The 22,072-nt window shown below is 62.6% G+C and carries 24 protein-coding genes; 11 read left to right on the top strand and 13 right to left on the bottom strand.

The window, feature by feature from the left end; translation table 11 throughout:
- Positions 1-40: 40 nt before the first annotated feature.
- The 9 genes from HDG37_RS19555 to HDG37_RS19515 all read right to left on the bottom strand — a co-directional run bounded on the left by HDG37_RS19555 (position 41) and on the right by HDG37_RS19515 (position 9,289).
- Positions 41-862, bottom strand: a complete 822-nt coding sequence (locus HDG37_RS19555) for a site-specific integrase (protein WP_184050465.1) — start codon at positions 860-862, stop codon at positions 41-43.
- A 452-nt stretch (positions 863-1,314) separates the two neighbouring features.
- Entirely contained in the window at positions 1,315-2,754 is a 1,440-nt protein-coding gene (gene hydA, locus HDG37_RS19550) for a dihydropyrimidinase (RefSeq protein WP_184050463.1), read from the bottom strand.
- 1 nt (position 2,755) lies between these two features.
- The gene (locus HDG37_RS19545; protein ID WP_184050461.1) at positions 2,756-3,481 is read right to left on the bottom strand and encodes an aspartate/glutamate racemase family protein; all 726 of its coding nucleotides are present in this window, start codon (positions 3,479-3,481) and stop codon (positions 2,756-2,758) included.
- Positions 3,478-4,866, bottom strand: coding sequence for an amidohydrolase family protein (locus tag HDG37_RS19540; RefSeq protein ID WP_184050459.1), 1,389 nt, complete (start codon positions 4,864-4,866; stop codon positions 3,478-3,480). Before HDG37_RS19540 ends, HDG37_RS19545 begins: the two co-directional genes overlap by 4 nt.
- On the bottom strand, positions 4,863-5,663 hold the full coding sequence (locus tag HDG37_RS19535) for an SDR family NAD(P)-dependent oxidoreductase (RefSeq protein ID WP_260334937.1): 801 nt from the start codon (positions 5,661-5,663) through the stop codon (positions 4,863-4,865). The genes HDG37_RS19540 and HDG37_RS19535 overlap by 4 nt, the downstream gene beginning before the upstream one ends.
- A gap of 4 nt (positions 5,664-5,667) precedes the next feature.
- Positions 5,668-6,639 carry an NAD(P)-dependent oxidoreductase gene (locus HDG37_RS19530; protein ID WP_184050457.1) on the bottom strand — a complete coding sequence of 324 codons (972 nt, stop codon included), beginning with the start codon at positions 6,637-6,639 and terminating at the stop codon, positions 5,668-5,670.
- Positions 6,639-7,409, bottom strand: coding sequence for an ABC transporter ATP-binding protein (locus HDG37_RS19525; RefSeq protein WP_184050455.1), 771 nt, complete (start codon positions 7,407-7,409; stop codon positions 6,639-6,641). Before HDG37_RS19525 ends, HDG37_RS19530 begins: the two co-directional genes overlap by 1 nt.
- Positions 7,410-7,413: 4 nt before the next feature.
- On the bottom strand, positions 7,414-8,235 hold the full coding sequence (locus HDG37_RS19520) for an ABC transporter permease (RefSeq protein ID WP_184050453.1): 822 nt from the start codon (positions 8,233-8,235) through the stop codon (positions 7,414-7,416).
- Positions 8,236-8,248: 13 nt separating this feature from the next.
- Entirely contained in the window at positions 8,249-9,289 is a 1,041-nt protein-coding gene (locus HDG37_RS19515; protein ID WP_184050451.1) for an ABC transporter substrate-binding protein, read from the bottom strand.
- Between the two features lie 334 nt (positions 9,290-9,623).
- Here HDG37_RS19515 and HDG37_RS19510 point away from each other — a divergent pair, with 334 nt between their 5' ends.
- From HDG37_RS19510 to HDG37_RS19500, 3 genes are all read left to right on the top strand, one after another.
- Positions 9,624-10,352: a GntR family transcriptional regulator gene (locus tag HDG37_RS19510; protein ID WP_184050449.1), complete on the top strand. Its 729-nt coding sequence runs from the start codon at positions 9,624-9,626 to the stop codon at positions 10,350-10,352.
- A gap of 47 nt (positions 10,353-10,399) precedes the next feature.
- Positions 10,400-11,140, top strand: coding sequence for an aspartate/glutamate racemase family protein (locus HDG37_RS19505; protein ID WP_184050447.1), 741 nt, complete (start codon positions 10,400-10,402; stop codon positions 11,138-11,140).
- Between the two features lie 102 nt (positions 11,141-11,242).
- Complete coding sequence (locus tag HDG37_RS19500) at positions 11,243-12,001, top strand: sulfite exporter TauE/SafE family protein (RefSeq protein WP_184050445.1); 759 nt, start codon at positions 11,243-11,245, stop codon at positions 11,999-12,001.
- Between the two features lie 62 nt (positions 12,002-12,063).
- Here the strand turns inward: HDG37_RS19500 and HDG37_RS19495 are convergent, their stop codons facing one another.
- Entirely contained in the window at positions 12,064-12,294 is a 231-nt protein-coding gene (locus HDG37_RS19495) for a hypothetical protein (protein WP_221312072.1), read from the bottom strand.
- A gap of 122 nt (positions 12,295-12,416) precedes the next feature.
- Positions 12,417-12,872, bottom strand: a complete 456-nt coding sequence (locus tag HDG37_RS19490; protein WP_184050443.1) for a helix-turn-helix domain-containing protein — start codon at positions 12,870-12,872, stop codon at positions 12,417-12,419.
- Between the two features lie 145 nt (positions 12,873-13,017).
- Here HDG37_RS19490 and HDG37_RS19485 point away from each other — a divergent pair, with 145 nt between their 5' ends.
- From HDG37_RS19485 to HDG37_RS19470, 4 genes are all read left to right on the top strand, one after another.
- Positions 13,018-14,016, top strand: a complete 999-nt coding sequence (locus HDG37_RS19485) for an aldo/keto reductase (RefSeq protein ID WP_184050441.1) — start codon at positions 13,018-13,020, stop codon at positions 14,014-14,016.
- 16 nt (positions 14,017-14,032) lie between these two features.
- A complete protein-coding gene (locus HDG37_RS19480) occupies positions 14,033-14,344 on the top strand; it encodes a high-potential iron-sulfur protein (protein ID WP_184050439.1) in 312 nt (103 codons plus the stop codon).
- A 71-nt stretch (positions 14,345-14,415) separates the two neighbouring features.
- A complete protein-coding gene (locus HDG37_RS19475) occupies positions 14,416-14,868 on the top strand; it encodes a (2Fe-2S)-binding protein (RefSeq protein ID WP_026226223.1) in 453 nt (150 codons plus the stop codon).
- Positions 14,868-17,132, top strand: coding sequence for a xanthine dehydrogenase family protein molybdopterin-binding subunit (locus HDG37_RS19470; RefSeq protein ID WP_184050437.1), 2,265 nt, complete (start codon positions 14,868-14,870; stop codon positions 17,130-17,132). The genes HDG37_RS19475 and HDG37_RS19470 overlap by 1 nt, the downstream gene beginning before the upstream one ends.
- A gap of 165 nt (positions 17,133-17,297) precedes the next feature.
- Here HDG37_RS19470 and HDG37_RS19465 read toward each other — a convergent pair whose 3' ends face one another.
- Positions 17,298-17,507 (bottom strand): EAL domain-containing protein, encoded by a 210-nt coding sequence (locus tag HDG37_RS19465; protein ID WP_311541508.1) that lies wholly within the window; start codon positions 17,505-17,507, stop codon positions 17,298-17,300.
- Positions 17,508-17,747: 240 nt separating this feature from the next.
- Positions 17,748-18,008, bottom strand: a complete 261-nt coding sequence (locus HDG37_RS19460) for a hypothetical protein (protein ID WP_184050435.1) — start codon at positions 18,006-18,008, stop codon at positions 17,748-17,750.
- Between the two features lie 16 nt (positions 18,009-18,024).
- On the opposite strand from HDG37_RS19460, the gene HDG37_RS39395 reads away from it, so the two are divergent.
- From HDG37_RS39395 to HDG37_RS19435, 4 genes are all read left to right on the top strand, one after another.
- A complete protein-coding gene (locus HDG37_RS39395; RefSeq protein ID WP_260334936.1) occupies positions 18,025-19,014 on the top strand; it encodes an efflux RND transporter permease subunit in 990 nt (329 codons plus the stop codon).
- Positions 19,015-19,038: 24 nt separating this feature from the next.
- On the top strand, positions 19,039-19,275 hold the full coding sequence (locus HDG37_RS19445) for a hypothetical protein (protein WP_184050433.1): 237 nt from the start codon (positions 19,039-19,041) through the stop codon (positions 19,273-19,275).
- 239 nt (positions 19,276-19,514) lie between these two features.
- On the top strand, positions 19,515-20,441 hold the full coding sequence (locus tag HDG37_RS19440) for an ABC transporter substrate-binding protein (RefSeq protein WP_184050431.1): 927 nt from the start codon (positions 19,515-19,517) through the stop codon (positions 20,439-20,441).
- Entirely contained in the window at positions 20,441-22,051 is a 1,611-nt protein-coding gene (locus HDG37_RS19435) for an amino acid ABC transporter permease/ATP-binding protein (RefSeq protein ID WP_184050429.1), read from the top strand. The genes HDG37_RS19440 and HDG37_RS19435 overlap by 1 nt, the downstream gene beginning before the upstream one ends.
- The last annotated feature ends 21 nt before the right edge of the window (positions 22,052-22,072 follow it).

The raw sequence follows: 22,072 nt of genomic DNA, 5'->3' as shown, positions 1-22,072 counted from the left end.
CCCAACTTTTATGTAGAGTTTCTACGACCGGAGACCTTTGCTATCGCGGGCTGGATTCGACACTGCACATAAAAACTTTCGGCCGGTAATACCGGGACGTTGTCGATAAGGACCTATGGCCCATCAGCAGCTGGATCCGGCGCACATCAGTACCGGCTTCCAGCAGATGCGTGGCGAACGCGTGGCGCAAGGAATGGGGTGTCACGGGTTTGGTGATGCCGCTGCGCCTGCGTGCAAGCTCGCATGCGTCGCCCACGGCATGGCGGGTGATGGGCCGCCCCGGAATGCTGCCTGGAAAGAGCCATTCCTTAGGATGGGCGTCCTGCCAGTACAGCCTCAGGATCTCGAGTAGCCTCGGCGAGAGCATTACATAGCGATCCTTACGGTTCTTCCCCTGGTTCACGCGGATCACCATGCGCTTGCTGTCGATATCGGTCACCTTCAGATGCACGACTTCCGACACCCGCAGTCCGGCGGCGTACGCGGTCATCAGGATGGTGCGGTGCTTGAGACTGGCGACCGACTCGAAGAAGGTGGTGATCTCCTCCAGGCTGAGGACGACTGGCAGTCGGAACGGCTTTCTCGGCAAGGGAAAATCCTCGTCGCTCCAGTCGCGTTTGAGCGTCACGCGGTAAAGGAAGCGCAGTGCACCGATCGTTGCGCCGAGACTGGCGGGTGCCAGCCTGCGCTCTTCGCGCAGGTAGACGAGCCAGGCCCGGATCTCCTCGGGACCCAGCAGTTCCGGCGGGCGGCGGAAGTGCCGGGCGAAACTGCGTATCTGAATCAGATAGGACTTCTGGGTATTATCCGCAAGAATGCGGATCTGCATGTCATTCAGCATGCGTTGGCGCAGTAGTGTCATGGCGAGCCTCCTGGAAGCAGTGGTGGAGCCCGGTTGGGCATCCACATACTGCTCCTGGAGGTGTTTGCGTCCCCTCGTTGGGATCTTGCGTCAGCTCACCGCCACCAATGAACGTCAGCCATCAGCCCTCGCACTCCTCCCCCTACCGCGTCAGCGGTTTAGTACTAGAGGGGTTATGCAGACCTTCCTTAACAGCCCCTTCGTTCATTTTTTTAAGGGTTCTAAGTCTGGCCTTTTAATGCAACAACCCATACGTGCAGGCGGCGGCTCGTCAGCGGTTCAATCCGTCCCTTCTCAGGGACGGAGACACTGGCCTGACCGGCGACAACTGCACGCGCCTATCGCCCGCGCTGGCGCGAAAATGCGCGATGTGGACAATTGAGAGCGCATGGCTTGAAGTGCTAGACACGCGAGGCAGGGCCGCGCGAGCCCCCGGACTTCGAGGCGGATAATCAAAGCGGCAACAGCGTCTTGCGCCGCCGGGGCTTCGCCGGATCGGGTCGCGCGCAAGGCAGGAACTGGCCTCGTCCCGATTCCCCGCAAGGCTTCTGCCCGTCCCATACGACCTCTCCGCGCGCCATCGTGAGGGCGGGCCACGCGCTCAGTTGGATGCCTTCGTATGGGGTGTAATCGACGTTATGATGAAGGTTTTCATTCTTGATCTCGAATTCAAGCCCTTCGTCCCAGATGACGAGGTCGGCGTCGGCGCCGATCGCGATACTCCCCTTGCGCGGATACAGCCCATACAGTTTTGCTGCATTCGTCGACGTCAGCGCGACAAAGCTTTGCGGCGTGATGCGGCCTTGACGCACGCCTTCGGACCACAGCAAAGCCATGCGCGTCTCGACACCGGGAATACCGTTGGCGACTTGATCGAACGAAACGTTCTCGCCGTGCGCTTTCTTGCCATCTGGGCCGTCGTAGCGAAACGGCGCGTGGTCGGACGAGAAGACTTCAAACGAACCGTTTTCGAGGCCGTCCCAAATCACCTGCTGGTTCGCCTTGTCACGCGGTGGCGGACTGCAGATGCACTTGGCGCCTTCGAAACTGTCGTCGCAGCCAAGCGAGTCGGCGGTGAGAAATAGATATTGCGGACACGTTTCGCCGTAGACCTTCAGACCGTGGCTTTGAGCCCAGCGAATCTGCTCGACGGCCTCCCGGCCCGACACGTGCACGATCAAAATCGGCACGTCGACCAGTTCGGCGAAGGCGATTGCGCGATGGGTGGCTTCGCGCTCGACGAGCATCGGTCGCGACGTCGCGTGATAGCGTGGCGCGGTATGACCCGCTTCGAGCAGGCGCTCCGTCAGCCAGGCAATGCAGTCGGCGTTTTCCGCGTGGATCATCACCATCGCACCCTCATTGCGCGCCACCGACAGCGTATCGAGCATTTGCCGGTCGCTCAGCTTGAGCGCGTCGTACGTCATGTAGATCTTGAAGGAGGTATAGCCTTCGGCGATCAGCGCGGGCAGTTCCTCCTTGAGGATGTGAGGCGTCGGGTCCGTAATGATCATGTGGAAGGAGTAATCGATCACGGCTTTCGCGCCGGCGCAGTGGTGGTAATCGTCGATCGCTTCGCGCAACGTGTGTCCCTTCTGCTGACAGGCAAACGGAATCACCGTGGTCGTGCCCCCGCACGCTGCGGATGTCGTGCCGGACAGGAAGTCATCGGCCATGATGGAGCCGTCCCCGGTTGGCTGGTCGAAGTGCACGTGGCTATCGACGCCGCCCGGTGTCACGTGACGGCCGGCGGCGTCGATTTCACGCTCGCCACTGCCCAGGCTGAGTCCGAGGGCGACGATCCGGCCATCGCGGATGCCAATGTCGCTGCTGAAGATGTCCGCGGCCGTGACCACGCGTGCGTTGCGAATGACAGTATCGAATGCAGGCATATCAGATTTCCCGAAAAAGTCGGCCCCAGCCGTCGATGCGGCGAGTGTCCACGTTAAGGCGGCGAAGCATGTCCCAAACGACGGTCGTCACAGTGTCGAGCACCGGCACGCCGTGCTGCTGTTCCCAATGAACGACACGGTGCGCGGCATACAGATTGGTACAGAAAGTCGTTACGGCTTCTGCGCCGGCAGCGACCACGTCGGCCACCTGGCGGTCCAACGTCGGTTCGTCCACCAGAGCGAAGGCGAAATTGTCCTGAATGCCGAGATGGCTTTCGCACGACGCATCGATGCCGCGTGCCGCGTAGTTCGCGATGATCTTCTGCTGAACGTCGGCGAGGTACGGCGACACGAGCCCGAGCCGGCGGATCTTGAGGGCACCGAGCGCGCGGTTTAGCGCGAGGACCGAGGTGCTCGCCGGCACGCCGGTGGCCTCGGTGATTGCCTCGCACAGTGCTTCGTCCTGGTCGAAGCCAAGCCAGCCTGCAGACGTGCCGCTCCAGCCGATCATGTCGACATGCGCGTCGGCGAGCAGCCGTGCGGCATCGAGGATATGGTCGCGCTGGAACTGGGCGAGCGCGTCGGGGCTAAGTGCGATCTGCGTAACCGGAAAGCGGGCGAAATGAACGCTGACGCCGGGAAGGGCGGCCACAACTGCCTGCGTAAGCGGTTCAAGCGAAGTATTGGAAGAGGGCGTGAGAATACCCAGCCGGATGCGTTGACTCATGAGTGGATACCTGAAGCAGGTGGATAGGGACGCCGTGGGGTGTCGCAGCGTCGCCAGACGGCCTCGCAGACGCCTTGGGCTTCCGCGCGAACGGCGTCTTCATCGACAAACAGAGCGTGCCCGTCGCTGACGGCGAACTCGCCATTGACGATGACGCTTTCGACGTCGGCACCGCTCGCGTTGTGAACGAGATTGCCGAGCGCATCGACGCACGGGGTGAGATGTGAGCGGCGAAAATCGAGAATGACCAGATCAGCGAGACGGCCGAGCGCGATCTCGCCGAGGCGATCGCCCCAGCCGAGCGCCAACGCACCGTGACGCGTAGCGATCGAGAAGACATCGTGAGGTTGCCAGTCACTGTCCACGCCGCCTCCCTGAAGGCGGCCCATGGCGAGCGCCCAGCGCATGGCTTCGATCATGTCGCCATGCATGGTGTCGGTGGCGAGGCACAGGGACGCGCCTGCTTCCATCAGGCGGCGCGTCGGCGCAAGGCGTCCAGATATCGCGTTGCCCAATGGAATATGGACGATGTGTGCGCCGCTCTTGCCAAGCAGTGCGATGTCCGTGTCATTGACGTGTATGCAGTGGGCGGCCAGCAGGCGCTCATTGAGCAGTCCGAGTTCATCGAGCAGTTCGACCGGCGAGCGGTCATACTGCGCTCGAACCCACGCCACTTCTTCTGCGCTTTGCGCGAGGTGCGTGCTGACCTGCAGATTCAGGCGGCGGGCTGGCGCATCGACATCCTTCAGCATGTCGATCGAACAGGTATCGGGCGCGTGAGCAGTCAGGTGGGTCTGGATTCGTCCGTTGGCGCAGCCCGCCCATCGTGCAACGAACGCTTCGGCGCGTTCGAGCTGACGCTCGCCACGGGCGCGTTCAAACCGCCGCTCGCCCGCCAATAACGACGTGAAATCGACGTCGGCCAGACGCTGGCTCGCGAAGACGCGCACGCCTGTCTGGGCGATGCCTTCGACCGTGGCCTCGGCATGCACGAAACTATCGACGAGCGTTGTACATCCCGCTTGCAACGCTTCGAGCGCGCCGAGCCGCGACAGCACGCACGCTTCGTCGGGCGTGAGCCAGGACGCCTGCGGTAAGCCGGGCGTGTACGACGGCGCAAACCCGCAGTCCGCCGCGACGCCGCGCACGAAGTTCAACCCCGCATGGTAGTGCGTATTGATGAATCCGGGCGTGATGACGCGTCCCGGAAGCGGCACTACGCGCCGAGCGGCGGGCGGCGCCGCGCCGGCCGCTCTTCCGATATACGCGATCTGTGCGCCTCGAATACCGAGCGACGCCCGCTGCGCCTGGCCATTTGCGAGCAGCAGCGTGGCATCGGTGATCAGCAGATCGAGTGGAGCGTGCAGATCGTCGTGTGCGCTCATGCGGCCATCCAGCCACCGTCGACCATCAGCGTGGTGCCGGTCGTGAACGTGGAGAGATCGCTTGCCAGGAAAAGAACGGCGCGCGCAATGTCGTCCGGGTGACCGAGGCGCGGCCACGGCGTTCGCCGGGTCGCGCGATCGAGCACCACGGGATCCATTGCGCGGCCGCTAGCACCGGTTTGAATCTTGCCGGGTGCGACGGCGTTGCAGACAATGCCGTGGGGCGCGTAGTCGGTTGCGATCTGCCGCGTCATGTAGTCGATCGCGGCTTTCGCGGTGCCGTAAGCGAGATCCCCCGGCGCCGCGATCATGCCGTGTTGCGACGACAGATTAACGATGCGACCGCGCACTTCATCTACCGGCGGCTGGCCGGTCATCTGCCGCACGGCGGCGCGGCTGCAGCGAAAGACGCCAGTCAGATTCACGTCGAGCACGCGCTGCCAGTCGGCCTCTTCCATGTCGAGCAGGGGGCGCGCATGCCGGATGCAGGCATTGTTCACCAGCACGTCCAGCCGGCCAAAACGCGCGACTGTCTGCGCAACGAGTGCATCGACCTGGGCCGTGTCGCTCACGTCGGTAAAAATAAAGTGTGCTATGCCGCCGTCGCGAACAATCAATGTCGCAGTCGGCTCACCGCCTTCGATGACGTCGGTCGTTATGTCCGCAATCACGACAACCGCACCGTTCGCGGCGAGCTGACGCGCGATGGCGCGTCCGATGCCGGACGCGGCGCCCGTCACGATACAGACCTTGCCTTCCATGCTCAGGCTTGCAGTCAAATGCGGTTTGGCGTTCATGGAATCAGCGTTTTATCCATCGATCGAAGTCCGCTTCCGCGGCAGCGAGGTCGTATTGCGGGACGAATGGGGTGTCGTTTAGAAGGCGGGTAATATCCATCGACGCGCGATCGTAGTCCGCGTAGTAATCGATGTTGGGCACGTCGCCTTCGCGGGCGATCCGCCAATCGAAGCCGGAATACCTTGCTGCAAGCCGGTCGCACCAGTCGGCAACGCTCCATTCGAAACCTGCTGCCACGTTGTATGCGACGTGCGCAAGCGCTGACTGCGCGAGCAATGCAGCCAGCGCTGCCGCCGCATCGCGCACGTACAGCCAGTCGCGGCGATGAGTGCGCGGCAGCACGACCGTCTCGCCTCTGCGTGCCCGTTCCAGTACCTGGAGCGGTGCGCTAAGCGTGTCGCGCACGCCCGAGTCGGCTTCCCAGGGTCCAAAGCATGTGCCGATACGGCCAATGGTCAGCGAGAGCCCATGCAGCCGTGCAAGCCGCAGCACGGCTTCTTCAGCGGTTCGCTTAGAGATGCCGTAAAGCGCCTCGGGTAACAGCGGCGTCAGATCTTCGCTAAGCTGATGCGTGTTCTGCCGGCCGCTGGCACCGTAGACTGAGCCGGAGCTGCCATGCACCATCCTTTCGACGCCCACTGCCGCTGCCGCAGCGAGCGCGGCAAGTGCGCCGCCGACGTTGACGTCAAAGATGGTCTGCGGCATGGCGCGCTCGCGGGCGGCATCCGCAGTGATCGCTGCCAGCGTGACCAGACGCGATGGCCGGTGCGTACGCATCGCATCTGTCAGCGCACGGATGTCGCGGGTATCGCCGGTCAGGGCAACAAAGCGGCCGGGCAGGGCGGCGAACGCGCGCAACGCGGCATCGCGCGGCGCGCTGCAATCAAAGCCGATGACCGTTTCGCCCTCGGCCAGCAACCGCTCGGTCAGCGCCAGTCCGACAAAGCCGCTGCTTCCTGTGACAAAGGTTGTCATCAAACCAGCTCCGCCACGGTTTCGGGACGCAGCAAGGACAGGATGTGGCGCTTGTAGTCGTTGAATGTCGCGCTGGTCGGATCGCGAGGCCGTTCCAGCTCGATGGGCAGCAGTTCGCGGATGCGTCCCGGCCGCGCCGACATCACCGCGACATGCGTGCCGAGTGCAAGCGATTCGTCGATTCCGTGCGTCACAAAAACAATCGTGCTGCGGCTCTCGCGCCAGATCCGGATCAGTTCGGCATGCATATCCATCTTGGTCTGCTCGTCGAGCGCGCCGAATGGCTCGTCCATCAGAATCACTTCCGGATTCATCAGGAGCGCACGCGCGATGCCGACCCGCTGGTTCATACCTCCCGACAACTCGCTCGGGAAATGGTTTTCGAAGCCTTTCAGCCCCACCATTTCAATGTATCGCTGTGCACGCTCGCGTCGCTCGGACTTCCCCACGTTACGCATCTTCAGATGGAAAGCGACGTTTTCCCACACGGGTAGCCATGGCATCAGGTTGGCTTGCTGAAAGACGACGCCACGGTCGGCGCCGGGCTCCTCGACGACCGAACCGCCTACGCTGACGGTGCCCGCAGTAGGCTTGTCGAAGCCCGCAATCATGTTGAGCAACGTCGACTTGCCGCAGCCACTTGGGCCGAGCAGACACAGCAATTCGTTGCGCTCGACGCTCAGGCTGACGTTATCGAGCGCGGTAACGGTCTGCTTGCGTTTTGTGTCTTCGAAGGTGCGCGAGACGCGATCGATTGTGATAAGTGCCATGTTTTCAGCGCTCCCGTGCCTGCAGTGTGGAACCCCGTTGCCAGCGCAGGACGCGCGCGGAGATTGCCTTGATCACGTAGTCGCTCAGGAAGCCCAGCAGGCCGATGCTGACCATCGACGCGATGACGACGTCGTATCGAAGGAAGTAGTAGGCGTCCCAGAGTACATAGCCGACGCCGCTTTTGACCGCGACCATCTCAGCGGTCACCGTCAGCATCCACGCGGAGCCAATGGCGATGCGCAGACCGGAGAAGATGCTGGGAAGTGCCGCCGGGAAGACGATGTGACGCAGCAGCATGGAGCCCGTGCCGCCCGTCATCGCGCCCGCTCTCAGCAGGTTACGGTCGCAGGTTTTGACGCCATGGATCGTCGACAGCAGTACGGGGAAGAACGAGCCCATGAACACCAGGAAGATCGCCGGTTTGTTGGCGATGCCGAACCAGATGATCGCGAGCGGAATCCATGAAACAGGCGGAACCGGGCGCAGCGTCTGCAATGTCGGCTCGACGAGCGACTCGACCGATCGCGACCACCCGATCGCCATGCCAATTGCGACACCCATTACCGTGGCGATTCCAAACCCCGCGAACACGCGGCCGGCGCTCGCCGCAATGTCGAAGATCCAGTGGCCCGAATAGGTCTGAGTGTTGCCATCGGTCGAAAAGATCCAGTCAGCCCAGGCGATCAGCACCTGCGAAGGCGCGGGCAGCAGCGCCGCCGGTAGGATGCCTGAGCGTGAGAACGCTTCCCAGCCGGCGATCAGCAGTACCGGGACAATGCCCCGCTCGATGTGCCGGTAGAAACGCGATGAAGTTATCGATGTCATCACGCGATCCGAATTAATAGCCGAGTTGAGCCTTGGGCTTGCCGGTCACCTTCTCCAGGAAGCTGTAGTCGAGGTTCTTCTGGACCGCGTCGCTCACGTCCGAGTTCACGTACCTCAGGTCGTGCATCATTTTGGCAATGGCCACTGCCGAGGTGCGATACATCTTGTAGTCCGGATCAAGGTTCTGTACCGCACCCGTCGCGATCTCCTTGTCGAGACCGGTCACTTTCTGGATCGTGTCGATAAAAAGCGGCTTGTTACCCGCCATCAGTTCATCGACCTTGACGATGGCACGGACTGTTTCGAGCACACCCTGGGGGTTGGTCTCGATCACGTCCGGGCGCGTGACGATCAGGTTGGTCAGCTTGCCCGCAGCCTGGTCGTACGGAAAGGCGAAGAACTTGCCGGCTTTCACGGCACTGATCTGCGTCGCGAACGGCTCGACCGACGTGATCAGTTCGACCTCACCGCGGCGGAGCGCTGAAGCGTGATCGGACGGATTCGGAATGTTGATGAACTGAACGTCCTTGTTGATATCGATGCCGTGCGTTAGAAACGCGCCACGCATATGGATATCCTGCGCATTGCCGCGGGAGGCGGCGACGCGGAAAGGCTTGCCTTCCTTCTTGTATTCCATGATGAGCTTTTTAAGGCCGTCCCAGTCGCCCGGCTGAACCGGAAGGCCGTTCGCTACCAGAATGCGCGATCCGCCGTTGATCTGGCCGGAGACAGCCACGACCTTGAACCCCTTGTCGAGTGCGGTCACGTAATGGAGGTAGGTGACCTGCGCGATGTCGATGCTCTTCGACAGTAGCGCGGTAAGCACGTCGTTGCCCGTGTTGAACGGCACCGCGGTTAATTTCACGCCAGTTGCGTACTGGGGAGTCAGCGACAGTGGCGTGCAATGCGCGCACTTCGCGTATCCAAGCTGTACCGGATCGGCGTCCGTCGCATGGCCGGCGGTCGGGGCGAGTGCGACGGCCATCATGACGGGTGCGACGAGCGCCCGGGCGGCACGCCTCAGCGTAGAGAAAGACAGACGGGCAAGCTGCATCAGGAGATTCCTTTTTTGTCACAAAATAGATTGTCGTTGTGACAGACAAAGCAACTCATGTGCCAATCTTCGTCTGGTTTAGTCGTCTCGGCGGTCTGAATTGCGGGTGAGCCGCGACCGGCGCAGTATCTGCCAGTTCGTGATCCTCGCGTGGCCGCCTTGGCGGAAGTCAAGCGTTGACGCGTCGGCGGCACTCTTCAGGTGCGGCCGTGTATTGTTAAGCGCGCACATGGTGCTGCTGAACAAATGGCAGTGCACAGTTGAACAATTCCAATTTGTTTTGTGACAATCTACAATTGCATCGACACATACATGCTTGACGAGGGTGCCCGAAGTGTTGACCGAGAAAGAGCCACGCTCGCGCAAGGCGCGCAGCACCGAACAGATACTGGGCGTCGATGACGACAAGCTCGATGCCATTTACAGGCGCATCCTGACGGCCGTGATGGAGCACCGGCTCGTCCCGGGTACGAAGCTGGTGGAAGAGAAGCTGGCAGGCGTATTCAAGGTGAACCGCACGCAAATTCGTAAGGTGCTTGCCCGGCTGACGCACGAAGGCATCGTGACGACTATTCCGAATCGCGGCGCTTATATCGCCAGTCCATCGGTGCATGACGCACGTCATATCTTCCAGGCTCGCCGCATTATGGAGCCAGCGCTGATTCGCACATTGGTCGAGCGCGCGGACAAGGACGATTTCCGCCGGCTGCACGCGCATATTGCGAAGGAGAGGGCAGCTCGCGACAAGGGCGACAAGCACGCCGTCATTCGCCTGTCTGGCGAATTTCATCTCCTGATCGCCGAGATGGTCGGCAGCCCGCCGCTGACCAAATTGATGCGGGAACTCGCGTCACTGACGTGTCTGATCATCCTGCTGTTCGATTCCCCGAACGTGCCCGCGTGTCCGAATCACGAACACACGGAAATCGTCGAACTGATGCAGAGGGGCGATCTGACTGCGGCGGTAGCAGCAGCGATCACGCATCTCGATCATATCGAGGCAACTCTTGATCTCTCTCTGCCGGAAGACACGGAAGTCGATCTTTCCGCGATCTTCGGCTAGTCGCCGCCTCGTGGCTGCGCCTGGACAGTCATCCTTCGAGAGTGAACATGAAACTGTTGATCATCAACCCGAATATATCTATCGGCGTGACCGACTTGATCGAGGCCGAAGCGCGGCATGTTGCCGCCAGCGAGACGCAAATTGAAATGGCAACGGCGGCGAGTGGGGTCGCCTATATCGAAACGCGGTTTGAAGCGCTGCTCGGTGCTCACGCGGCAGCAACCATCGCAGGTGAGCGCATTGGACAACACGACGCAGTGATGATCGCGGCGTTCGGCGATCCGGGTCTCCTCGAACTGCGCGAAGTGCTCGACGTGCCGGTGGTCGGCATGACCGAGTCTGCGCTGATGACGGCTGCGCAAATGGGCCAGCGCATCGGCATCATCGCCATCTCGCGGCGCATCACCGCCTGGTATCGCGAGTCCGTCGATCGATACGGCATGCTGAGCAGACTGGCAGGTATTCGCCATCTCGATCGTCCACTGCGCAACGCCTCAACGGTCCAGGATGACCATGCGTCCATGTTGCTGGATCTGTGCGATCAGGCCGTTCAGGAAGACGGGGCTGACGTGCTAATCCTTGCCGGTGCGCCGCTCGCGGGTCTCGCGCGAACGGTCGCGGACAGGCTTCCGGTACCTGTCATCGATGGCGTATCCAGCGCGGTTTGCCAGGCAGAGACGCTTTGCCGCTTGCGCCCGGTCAGCCCGAAAATCGGCAGCTTTGCCAAGCCACCTGAAAAGCCTGATGCGGGGTTGTCGGCCGCGATCCGCGGGTTGCTTCGGTCGTAGAGCGGGATAGGTTGAATCGACGGGGTTGATCGTCGGTCCGCATGCCGTGCATTGGTTGCAATCTATCAATCGCAGTTCGTAGCCAGGAAGAAGGCCGCTACCATGTCAGTAAGCTCCGTTATTGTCGTAGCGGTAGGCGCTGCAGCGGGCGGCTTTGTTCAGGGGCTCTCTGGCTTTGCTTTTGGCCTTGTGGCAATGTCCGTATGGGTATGGAGACTCGACCCACAGCTCGCAGCCCCGCTAGCGATTTTTGGAGCCTTGACCGGCCAGATCATGTCGGTTATCACCGTGCGTCGAAGGATCTGCTGGCGGGATCTTTTGCCGTTCATACTGGGCGGCTTGATTGGGATTCCGGTCGGCGCTGCGCTCCTCCCGGTGTTGGACGTCAACCGGTTCAAGGCCTTCCTTGGCGCCCTACTGGTGCTATGGTGCCCAATCATGTTTTTCGCCACCAGATTGCCGCGAATCTCACGCGGCGGTCCCATGGCCGACGGCGTGGTTGGCCTGTTGGGTGGCGTCATGAGCGGCCTCGGGGGATTTGCAGGTGTATTTCCGAACCTGTGGTGCATACTTCGTGGATTCGATAAAGATCATCAGCGCGGGCTCGTTCAAAACTTCAATCTCACGATACTTTCGGTAACCATGGTCACGTACACTTTCACCGGAACGATTACGGCAACGGACCTTCCAATGTTTGCCGTAGTGGCGCCGGCAATGGTCGTCCCATCCGTAATCGGCGCACGGCTTTACATTGGCATGAGTGAAGTCGCGTTCCGGAAAATCGTGCTTGGACTGCTAACAGTGTCGGGGGCGGCCTCTCTCGCGTCTGCTATTCCTTGGCTTATCGCGTGGGGTCGATGAATTCATCGATGTCCGAAAGACTTCGTCGCTAGCTCGAGCGTCGCATTGGTGCATGCCTTCACTTAAATCAGACGGGTGGAAGGCCTTACTGCGACAGAACCCTCACCAAAACGTGCGAACACGGTGCGCAATGCTCCGACGACGGCTTCGTCGGGGTGCAGCCTGACCTCGCCGTCGGCTTCGCCCCACACCCATCCCGGTGGGCAGGCCGCGGCGCAATTCGCCACGGGCGCCCTTGTTGCGAATATCCCGTCCAGCCGGGCACGCAGGAGATGCAGTTCGGCCTCGCTCATGGTGGCCTTCAATCCGAGCAACAGCCGCTATCGATCGTGGCCGGCCTCGCGTGTCTCGAGACGGTTCAGGAAGACACCGGCGACTCGACCACCCATGGCAAGCGCGCTGCGAACGCGTTCGGCTATTCCAGGCGCGTTTGTGAGCCGGACTCCGCGTCACGGTTCGAAGGCGCGCGATCGGTACGCTTTTCGCCGAGATCGAATTGCCGTCGCGCCGATTCCATTTCCGTCATATGCGCTTCCACCCAGTCCCAGATCCCACAGATCTTGTCGAGCAGACTGCGTCCTAGCGGCGTCAACTGATAGTCGACACGAGGCGGTATCACGGGATGCACATAGCGCGTGACGAGACCGTCGCGTTCGAGTTGCCGCAAGGTCTTCGTGAGCATCTTCTGACTGACGCCCCCCACCTCGTCGCGTAGCCGCGAGAAACGCATCTCGCCATGGGTGCCCAGCGCATCGATCACGAGGATCGTCCACTTGTCGGCGATCTGCTCGATGACGTTGCGCGCGAGGTCATCGGTTTTCTTCTGCGGGTTCTCGGCGGCGTGAGGGCCGTCGTAGCAATTTGTTTCCATGGGGAAAGTATGGAACCTTCAGGTGCCTTCTTGTGATCGCCGGATGCGGCTGAAATAATCGACTCGCTTGCCCGTCCTTTTGGCACGTCGCATTTTCTCGGACCGCATTCGACATGGATGCGGCGCTTTAACCAGAGAGCATCGCATGACTATTGAAACAATTGAAGTTGAGGGTTTATCGACGCCTGTATCGCGTATCGGCCTGGGCACGTGGGCGATCGGCGGATGGATGTGGGGCGGCACTGATGAGAAGGACTCGATTGCGGTGATCCGCCGGGCGCTCGACAGCGGCGTGAACCTTATCGACACGGCGCCGGCGTACGGCTTCGGCGCGTCGGAGGAAATCGTCGGCAAAGCGCTGGCCGATGGATATCGCCATAAGGCAGTCATCGCGACGAAAGTCGCTCTCGAATGGCAGGACGGCAAGGTATTTCGCAATGCTTCGCCGGAGCGTATTCGTCATGAAGTAGAGGATACACTTCGGCGCTTGCGGACAGATTACATCGATCTGTACCAGGTTCACTGGCCCGATCCGCTCGTGCCAATCGAAGAGACCGCCGCGGTGCTGGACGACCTGCGCAAGGAAGGCAAGGTTCGCGCGCTTGGCGTCAGCAATTTCTCTGCGGCGCAAATGGACGCGTTCCGTCGCGTGGCGCCGCTGTCCGCCACCCAGCCGCCTTATAACCTGTTTGAACGCGACATCGACCGCGACGTGCTGCCTTATGTGAAACAGCATGGGCTGGTTGCACTCGCCTATGGCGCACTGTGCCGCGGATTGCTGGCAGGGCGCATCGGCGCCGAAACGCGTTTCGAGGGCGACGATCTGCGTCAACATGACCCGAAGTTCCGTGCGCCGCGTCGTCAGCAGTATGTCGACGCTGTGAAAGCACTGAACGTCTTCGCGCGCGATAACTTCGACAAGTCGGTGCTTGCGCTTGCCGTGCGCTGGGTGCTGGACCGCGGCCCGACGATCGCGCTGTGGGGTGCGCGCCGTCCGTCGCAACTGGACGGACTCGAAGCCGCGTTCGGCTGGCGACTCGACGACAAGGCCTTCGCGCAAATCGACGCGATCGTCTCGCAATTCGTCAAGGACCCGGTAGGTCCGGAGTTTATGGCACCGCCGCAACGTGTTCTGGTGTCGTGAAAGGAGTGTATTGAACATGCGAACCAATCGACGAAATTTCATTGTGCATACCGTTGGCGTCGCGGCGCTGGCAATGACCGGCGGCACGGCGTGGGCCGCGCCCACGCAGCTTCAGGAAAGCGATCCGGCCGCGCAGGCGCTCGGCTACCGGAGCGACGCATCGCGTGTCGATCACGCGAAATATCCGCGCTTCAGCGCCACCCAGCGCTGCTCGAACTGCCAGTTCTATCAGGGCAAGCCAGCCGACACGAGCGCGCTTTGCGCGCTGTTCGGTGCGAAGCAGGTGAGCGGCGCGGGATGGTGCAACGCCTATCAGGCGAGAGCCTGATCGGCTTGTGCGGGTAAAGCGATACGGCGCATGACGACTTCGTGCCGTTCGCGTCGACTACGAGGAATCAGATGATGGAACTCATTGTGAACGGCGTGCATCACAACGTCGATGCGGATGCGAATATGCCGCTGCTGTGGGCAGTCCGTGATCTGCTCGGGCTGCACGGGACCAAGTTCGGTTGCGGGGTCGGTGCGTGCGGCGCATGCACGGTCCATCTGGACGGTGTCGCTGTGCGTTCGTGTGTGACCGCACTGGCGGATGTTCAGGGCAAGCCCGTAACGACCATCGAGGGACTCGGCAAAGGCGGCGATCACCCGGTGCAGCGCGCGTGGAAGGCCGCCAATGTGCCGCAGTGCGGTTACTGCCAGCCGGGACAGATCATGCAGGCCGCGTCGTTGCTCAAGCAGACGCCGAAGCCGAGTGACGAGCAGATCGTCGAAGCGATGTCCGGCAATGTTTGCCGCTGTGGCACCTATCAACGCATCAAGGCCGCCATCAAGGCGGCAGCGTCGGAGGCGTGATGGGCGAAATCGTCAATCTGAGCCGGCGCGGGGTGTTGAAAGGGACCTTGGCGGGTGGGGTTGTGCTGGGCTTGCAAATCGGCGGCGCGGGCACCGCGCTCGCGGCGAGCGTGCTGTCATCCGCGAATGGCGCGAAAGGGGCTTTCGCACCGAACGTGTATGTCTCGGTCGCGCCGTCCGGCGAGATCATTCTGGTCGTGCATCGTTCGGAGATGGGGACCGGTATCCGCACCAGTCTCGCGATGATTCTTGCCGACGAGCTCGACGCCGACTGGAACGCCGTCAAGGTCGTGCAGGCGCAAGGCGATGCGAAGTATGGCGACCAGAATACCGACGGCTCGCGCAGCATCCGCCAGTTCTTCCAGCCATTGCGCGAAGCAGGGGGCACGGCCCGGCAGATGCTCGTGGCGGCGGCCGCCGTGCAATGGCGCGTGGCGCCGGCGACCTGCCACACCGAGCCGGGTCATGTCGTGCATGCGGCGAGCGGGCGGCGCGTGGCCTACGGCGCGCTCGCAACGGCGGCGGCGCGTCAGCCGGTGCCGGGCCGTGACACGTTGCATCTGAAAGACGAGGGTACCTGGCGCTATATCGGCAAGTCGCTGCCGATCGTCGATCTCGACGACATCGTCCACGGCCGGGCGACGTACGGTATCGATGTCGTGTTGCCCCGAATGATGTACGCGTCGATCGAACGTTCGGCGGTCTATGGCGCGACGCTCAAGAGCGTCGATTCGACGGAAACGATGAAAGTGCCCGGCGTGCTGCATGTGGTGCGCATTCCCGCTGCGCCGTTGCCCGCCGGTTTCCAGCCGCTGGGCGGCATCGCGGTGGTGGCAACCAGCACTTGGGCCGCGATGCAAGGGCGGCGGAAATTGAGGCTCGACTGGGACCTTGGGCCGAATGCATCGTATGACAGTCAGGCTTATCGCAAGGCGCTCGAGGACACCGCGCGGCAGCCGGGCAAAATCGTTCGCAACAACGGCGACACAGCGGCTGCGCTAAAGAGCGCCGCCCACCATGTCTCGGCGGACTACTACGTGCCGCACCTGGCGCATGCGGCGATGGAGCCGCTCGCCGCGACCGCGTCCTATGCGAACGGTGCGGTTGAAGTCTGGACCGCGACGCAGAATCCGCAGCAGGCTCGCACGACCGTGGCACAGGTGCTCGGCGTGAAGGAGCCGGCCGTGACGATCAATGTCACGTTATTGGGCGGCGGCTTCGGCCGTAAGTCCAAGCCTGACTACGTGGCCGAGGCGGCGTTCCTGTCACGCGAGGTCGGCGCGCCCGTGAAGCTCACGTGGACTCGCGAAGACGATGTGCACAATGACTATTTCCATGCGGTGTGCGCCCAGCACATGGAAGGCGGGCTCGATGCGCAAGGCAAGACGGTCGCGTGGTTGCACCGCACGGTGTTTCCGTCGATCAGTTCGACATTCAAGGCTGATGTCCGTTACGGGGCGGCGGGTGAACTGGGGCAGGGCGTGACCGACATGCCTTACGACATCGCCAACGTGCGGTGTGAGAACGGCGCCGCCTCTGCACACACGCGCATCGGCTGGTATCGATCGGTATACAACATTCCCCACGGCTTCGCGTTAGGGTCGTTCGTCGATGAGCTTGCGGCGGCCGCGCGGCAGGATCCGGTGCAGCACCTGCTCACGCTGCTCGGCACGCCGCGGCATGTCGATCTGCATGCACTAGGGGTCGATTACCCGAACTACGGCGCGTCGATCGACGAGTATCCGATCGACACCGCCCGCTATGCGGCCGTGGTTCGCGCGGCCGCCGTGCGCTCCGGATGGTCGACCGCATTGCCGGCGCGGCATGGACGCGGGATTGCGGTACATCGCAGCTTCCTGAGTTATGTGGCCGCGGTCGCGCATGTGCAGGTGGCCGACGACGGTTCGGTGCGTGTGACACGCGTCGATCTGGCCGTCGACTGCGGGCGCATCGTCAATCCCGATCGGGTTGTTGCGCAGTTCGAGGGCGCGGTGGTGATGGCGCTCGGCAACACGTTATACAGTGAACTCACTTTCCGGAACGGTGCGTCGGAGCAATCGAACTTCACGGACTACCAGGTCGCCCGTATCGATTCCGTTCCCGAGACACACGTGTATATCGTGCCGAGCGATGCGCCGCCTGGCGGCGTTGGCGAGCCGGGCGTGCCGCCGACTTCAGCGGCCATCTGCAACGCGATCTTCGACGCGACCGGCCAGCGGATTCGTGCGTTACCGGTGGATACGTCGCTGTTGAAACGGACGTAGCGGCAAAATGCAACGGAGTTCGAGCGGCTGCCTACCGTGAGAATGAAATCAGCGTTAAACGATAGAGCTGTCGCGTCAACGGAACGCTGTGCGCGGGCGGCGGTGTTCAGTGCGCTTCGGTGCGCGCCAGTTCTTTCGAAATCGTTTTGCGAACCCGCCGTTGGGTCATCTGCCGCCTGGCAATGACGCAACGGCCGCCGGCTTGCCGTAAAGCCACCCTTGCGCAAGTTCGATGCCGCAGTTCTGCAATGCGTGGTGCTGGGCTGCCGTTTCGACACCTTCAGCAAGCACCTTGCAGCCGAGCTTACAGAACTGTTCAGCCGACGCGCGAATAGCGGCTGCGAAGGGCGCACCCTTATCGGCATTGCGGATCACTGGGCGCGCGTGATCGATGCGGGCAACAAGGCCACGCCGTTTATCGACGAGGTAGTTGCACGGCAAACCTCCGGCGACACCGAAGGGGCGCGCACCGTGCTGCTCCAGCAAGCGCGCCCCGCGCTGGTCGAGTGGCTCGCGGCAATCAACCAGTTGATCGACTTTCAGGAAGCGCTGAACCGGCAGGGCGGTGCCGAGGCACGTCAGATAAGCGTCGATTTCCGCTGGATGATGCTTGCGCTATCCGGACTTGCGTGCGTGATCGGTGGTGGCGTTGCGGTGCTTGTCGTGCGCAACATCGGCCGCTCGCTCGGCGCGGAGCCGCGTGAGCTGATCGCGTTCGCCGATGCGATTCGGCGCGGCGATCTTTCCCAGCGCGCCGGGTTGCGCACCGGCGATACGGCTAGCGTGATGGCGACTGTCGTGCGGATGAGAGAAGCGCTCGCGGACATCGTGGGACAGGTGCGCGATGGCGCCGATGCAGTCGCCGGCATGAGTCACGCGATTGCCGCCGGCAATGCCGATCTTGGCGCGCGCACCGAGCTCCAGGCCAGCGCGCTCGAGCAGGCAACCGGCGCGCTCTACCGCGCAGCGTATTGCGAGCGTGATCGCTCGCGTGCCGGGAGCCGCCGACGTGCAAGCGCGACAGACGGTCGGCCAGCCGTACTTGCGCATCATCGTGAACCGGGATGCGGTGGCGCGCTACGGCCTCAATGCGAGCCAGGTGCTCGACGTGGTGCAGGCGCTTGGAGGCCGCACCGTTGGCTCGATTTCGAATAACGATGGCCGCTTCGACATACGCGTTCGTCTGACGCCGCAAGACCGCACTGATGTGGCGCGAGTCGGCGCGCTACGCGTGAGCAACGGCGCGGGCAAGGCCGTGCCGCTCGCCGAAGTCGCCGACATCCGGATGGAGCCCGGTCCTTCGACGATCGAGCGCGAACAGGGGCAGCGCGTGATCATGGTGCAGGCCAACGTGCGCGGCCGCGATTTCGCCGGGTTCGTGCTCGCTGCGCAACATGCCGTGGCCACGCAGGTCAAGCTTCCGCTCGGGTACCGCCGCTCGAAAAGCAACGGGCGCTGCAGTGCGATGCGCTTCAGCCGATCTTTCAGGGCGGGGCGCTGCTGCACCGCCAGCGCGCCGCACAGGCGGTCTACGAGCAGGCCGGGGCAGTACCGCCTGACGCTCATCAACGCGTTCCAGAACGTTGCCGATGTCTTGCAAAGTGTGCAAGCCGATGCGAAGACGCTGGAAGCGTCCGTGGCCGCCGAACAGGCTGCATCGCGCAGCCTCGATATCGCTCGCCGGAAGCTGCAGACGGGGGAGATCGCTTACCTGTCCGTGCTGACGGCACAGCAAAGCTATGAAACGGCGCACGTTGCCGCGATCCAGGCGAGGGCTGCGAGGCTCGCGGACACGGCGGCGCTCTTTCAGGCCGTCGGCGGCGGTTGGTGGAACAGGTCGGATGCGCTGGTCTCGAGCGCGGCGCTAAAAGAAGCTCATTGAGTCGGATCACGCGACACATTCCTCATGATACGAACTCTCGTTGGCCTGATCTTCGTCGCTCTGCTGAACGGCTGCGCCTATTCGTCGGCACAGGCTCACCGTGCGCCGCTTGCGCAGACTGCGACAACCCGGACCGTCGACTATGCGGGCCTGCCCGGTGGCAATCAGCAAGTGCACGTCAAATCGCCGGCGTGCTACTTCCCGCGCGAAGCGCAAATACCTGCCGCCACGCTGCAGGCGGGGACGGCGTCATCGCATTGAGTACGACGCATTGCGCCCGGCAGTCGAAGCGTCCAGCTTGCCGGGCGCGCTGCCGACTCGACTGGCCGTGCGACAGCATCGACCCGCTCGCGGCGCTGATGTCTGCTTCGCGCCCGTGCAAGCATTTGGGCGCGCTGGAACAAGTCCACGGAATTTCGTTCACCTACCCTTGGCCTCGTGCGATGCAACGAGGCGTACATAGGGTGGGCCTTTGACATCTGCCGTTCAGGAGTATGGGGATGAACACAAATATTGTCGGTCATGGACGTGGCATGCCGCGCGCAGGCGGTTTTGGCCGCCGCTGGCGCGAGCTGCTTCTCGGCGCAGCCAGTCTGCTGGCGCTGCTGATGTCGGGTCACGCTCAAGCCGCCGCGCCGGTGCCCGCCGAGTGCGCCGCGTTGCAGGCGAAATACCCGCAATTCAAGGGCAAGACGCTGATCAACGCGATCAACCCGCACACGCCGGGTTACGAAGCGCTGGACCCGAACGATCCGACGAAATACATCGGCTTCGACATCGATCTCGGCGAGGCGATCGGCAATTGCCTCGGCTTCAAGATGGCGTACAAGCCTGTCGCGTTCTCGGCGCTGCTGGCGACGCTGCAAAGCGGTCAGGCCGACATCGTGATCTCCGATATCTATGCGACCGAGGAGCGCGCGAAGGCGGCGGACTTCATCACCTATTCGAAAGTGTTCGACGGCGTGCTGGTTGCGAAGGGCAATCCGAAGAAAATCAGCGGCATCAACCAGACGATGTGCGGCACGACTGCTGCGGAGAACACCGGTTACGTCGAAGTGCCGCTGATCCAGAAGCTCGCACCGCTTTGCAAGGCGGCGAACAAGCCGGAAGCCGCCGTGCAGCTGTACGACAACAACGCGAACGCAATCCAGGCGATTCTCTCGGGCCGCGCCGATACGTACATCAACGACGTCAATACGGTGGACCAGGCGGTCAAGGCGTATCCCGGCCAGCTCGAAAAGGCCAATGCGGTGACACTGCCGTATTCGATCGGTATCGGCGTACCTAAAACGAATCCGGCAATGCGCGCGGCGGTAATGGCGGCGCTCGTCGCGATCCAGAAGTCCGGCACCCAGACCGAGCTGCTGAAGAAGTGGTCGCTTGGTGCTGAAAATCTCGAAACTCCCAAGCTGATTGCCTCGAACTGATGAATTTGTTCCTGCACTATGTCGGCCTGCCGTATCTGTTAAGCGGCATCGGCTTCACCATCGCAGTCACGCTCCTCGGGCTGGCTGGCGGTCTGATCGTGGGACTGGTGCTCGCGAGCATGCAACTGAGCAAGGTGGGGCCGCTTGCCGCCATCGCACGCGGCTACACGGTGATTTTTCGCGGAACGCCGCTGATCCTGCAACTCGTGTTCGCATACGACGCGCTGCCGCACATCGGTTTGAAGTTGAGCGCGATGGGCGCCGCGGGTCTTGCGCTTGCGGCGAACGAGGGGCCGTTCATCGCGGAAATCCTGCGCTCCGGCGTGCTCGGCGTCGACCGTGGGCAAGTTCTTGCGGCGCAGGCGCTCGGCATGACGCCGACCGTGTTGCTGCGCCGTGTGATCGCGCCGCAGGCGATCCGCACCATGGTGCCGGCGCTCGGCAACGAATCGGTCAGCGCGTTGAAGAACTCGTCGCTGGCCTCCGTGATCGCGGTCGACGAACTGACCTTGCGCAGCACGCAACTCGCGTCGTCGACGTTTGATTTCTTCTCGATCTTCTTTGCGTCCGGGCTGATGTATCTCGTGCTGACCGGCTTGATTGCCGCGATCCAGCTATTCGCCGAAACCGCGCTCGATCTCGATCGCAGTCCGTCCGAACGGTTTGCGCGACTGCTGCCGTGGCGCCGGGCCGCGACCGCCGCGGAGCCCTCCGCCGCGAGCGCGACGCTATCCGTCGGTGTGCCGCTCGACGCCGCGCCCGTGCCGGTTGCGCGCAAGGCCCATGCGGAGCGCGCAAGCCGCTACGAGCTATTGCAGAAGCAGAAAGCGGCGGTGCAGGTGAAAGGGCTGAGCAAGCGTTACGGCAAGCAGACGGTACTCGACGGCTTCGACCTCACGGTCCGCTTCGGCGAGGTCATTGCGCTGCTCGGGCCGAGCGGATCGGGCAAAAGCACGCTGCTGCGCTGTATCAATCACCTGGAGCAGTGGGATGCCGGCGAAATCCGTATCGGCGGCAAGCGCATCGGTTTTCGGGTCGACGGTCAGCCAATGACACAGGGCGACCTCGCCAACGAGCGAGCGAGTGCCGGCGTCGGCATGGTGTTCCAGCATTTCAATCTGTTCAGCCATCTGACGGCGTGCGAGAACATCGCCGGGCCACTGCGCTGGGTGCACGGGATACCACCGGCCGACGCCGAGCGCCGCGCGCGCGAACTGCTCGAACGCGTCGGCCTCAGTCATCGCGCGGATGCGTTGCCGCGACATCTGTCGGGCGGCCAGCAGCAGCGCGTCGCGATTGCCCGCGCGCTGGCGCCGAATCCTCGCGTGCTGCTGCTCGACGAACCGACCTCCGCGCTCGACCCCGAACTCGTCGGCGAGGTACTCGACGTGATTCAGCGGCTCGTGGACGAAGGCGGCCTGACCATGATCATCTCCACGCACCAGTTGCGCTTTGCCGATCAGGTCGCCGATCGCGTCGTGTTCATGAGCGGCGGCGCGGTGGTCGAACAGGGACCCACGCATGAAGTGCTCACCCAGCCGCGCCATCCGTTGACAGCTCGATTCCTGAGCGTGATGGGCGCGGACGACCGGCTCGAAGTCGCGTCTTGACGGCGCGCGCCATTCAGCATC

This window comes from Paraburkholderia sp. MM5384-R2, assembly GCF_014201025.1.
Classification (GTDB): Bacteria; Pseudomonadota; Gammaproteobacteria; order Burkholderiales; family Burkholderiaceae; genus Paraburkholderia; species Paraburkholderia tuberum.
Note: the sequence above shows the minus strand (reverse complement) of the source record. Positions and strands in the feature narration are given on the sequence as shown.

Excerpts from the sequence above, each read along its gene's own strand:
- HDG37_RS19520 (WP_184050453.1), bottom strand. The coding sequence starts at position 8,235 with ATGACATCGATAACTTCATCGCGTTTCTACCGGCACATCGAGCGGGGC.
- HDG37_RS19515 (WP_184050451.1), bottom strand. The coding sequence starts at position 9,289 with ATGCAGCTTGCCCGTCTGTCTTTCTCTACGCTGAGGCGTGCCGCCCGG.
- HDG37_RS19490 (WP_184050443.1), bottom strand. The coding sequence starts at position 12,872 with ATGGAAACAAATTGCTACGACGGCCCTCACGCCGCCGAGAACCCGCAG.
- HDG37_RS19475 (WP_026226223.1), top strand. The coding sequence starts at position 14,416 with ATGATGGAACTCATTGTGAACGGCGTGCATCACAACGTCGATGCGGAT.
- HDG37_RS19505 (WP_184050447.1), top strand. The coding sequence starts at position 10,400 with ATGAAACTGTTGATCATCAACCCGAATATATCTATCGGCGTGACCGAC.
- HDG37_RS19435 (WP_184050429.1), top strand. The coding sequence starts at position 20,441 with ATGAATTTGTTCCTGCACTATGTCGGCCTGCCGTATCTGTTAAGCGGC.
- HDG37_RS19545 (WP_184050461.1), bottom strand. The coding sequence starts at position 3,481 with ATGAGTCAACGCATCCGGCTGGGTATTCTCACGCCCTCTTCCAATACT.
- HDG37_RS19440 (WP_184050431.1), top strand. The coding sequence starts at position 19,515 with ATGAACACAAATATTGTCGGTCATGGACGTGGCATGCCGCGCGCAGGC.
- HDG37_RS19495 (WP_221312072.1), bottom strand. The coding sequence starts at position 12,294 with ATGAGCGAGGCCGAACTGCATCTCCTGCGTGCCCGGCTGGACGGGATA.
- HDG37_RS19500 (WP_184050445.1), top strand. The coding sequence starts at position 11,243 with ATGTCAGTAAGCTCCGTTATTGTCGTAGCGGTAGGCGCTGCAGCGGGC.
- HDG37_RS19535 (WP_260334937.1), bottom strand. The coding sequence starts at position 5,663 with ATGAACGCCAAACCGCATTTGACTGCAAGCCTGAGCATGGAAGGCAAG.
- HDG37_RS19540 (WP_184050459.1), bottom strand. The coding sequence starts at position 4,866 with ATGAGCGCACACGACGATCTGCACGCTCCACTCGATCTGCTGATCACC.
- HDG37_RS19470 (WP_184050437.1), top strand. The coding sequence starts at position 14,868 with ATGGGCGAAATCGTCAATCTGAGCCGGCGCGGGGTGTTGAAAGGGACC.
- HDG37_RS19445 (WP_184050433.1), top strand. The coding sequence starts at position 19,039 with ATGATACGAACTCTCGTTGGCCTGATCTTCGTCGCTCTGCTGAACGGC.
- hydA (WP_184050463.1), bottom strand. The coding sequence starts at position 2,754 with ATGCCTGCATTCGATACTGTCATTCGCAACGCACGCGTGGTCACGGCC.
- HDG37_RS19555 (WP_184050465.1), bottom strand. The coding sequence starts at position 862 with ATGACACTACTGCGCCAACGCATGCTGAATGACATGCAGATCCGCATT.
- HDG37_RS19480 (WP_184050439.1), top strand. The coding sequence starts at position 14,033 with ATGCGAACCAATCGACGAAATTTCATTGTGCATACCGTTGGCGTCGCG.
- HDG37_RS19485 (WP_184050441.1), top strand. The coding sequence starts at position 13,018 with ATGACTATTGAAACAATTGAAGTTGAGGGTTTATCGACGCCTGTATCG.
- HDG37_RS19525 (WP_184050455.1), bottom strand. The coding sequence starts at position 7,409 with ATGGCACTTATCACAATCGATCGCGTCTCGCGCACCTTCGAAGACACA.
- HDG37_RS19530 (WP_184050457.1), bottom strand. The coding sequence starts at position 6,639 with ATGACAACCTTTGTCACAGGAAGCAGCGGCTTTGTCGGACTGGCGCTG.
- HDG37_RS39395 (WP_260334936.1), top strand. The coding sequence starts at position 18,025 with ATGCCGATCTTGGCGCGCGCACCGAGCTCCAGGCCAGCGCGCTCGAGC.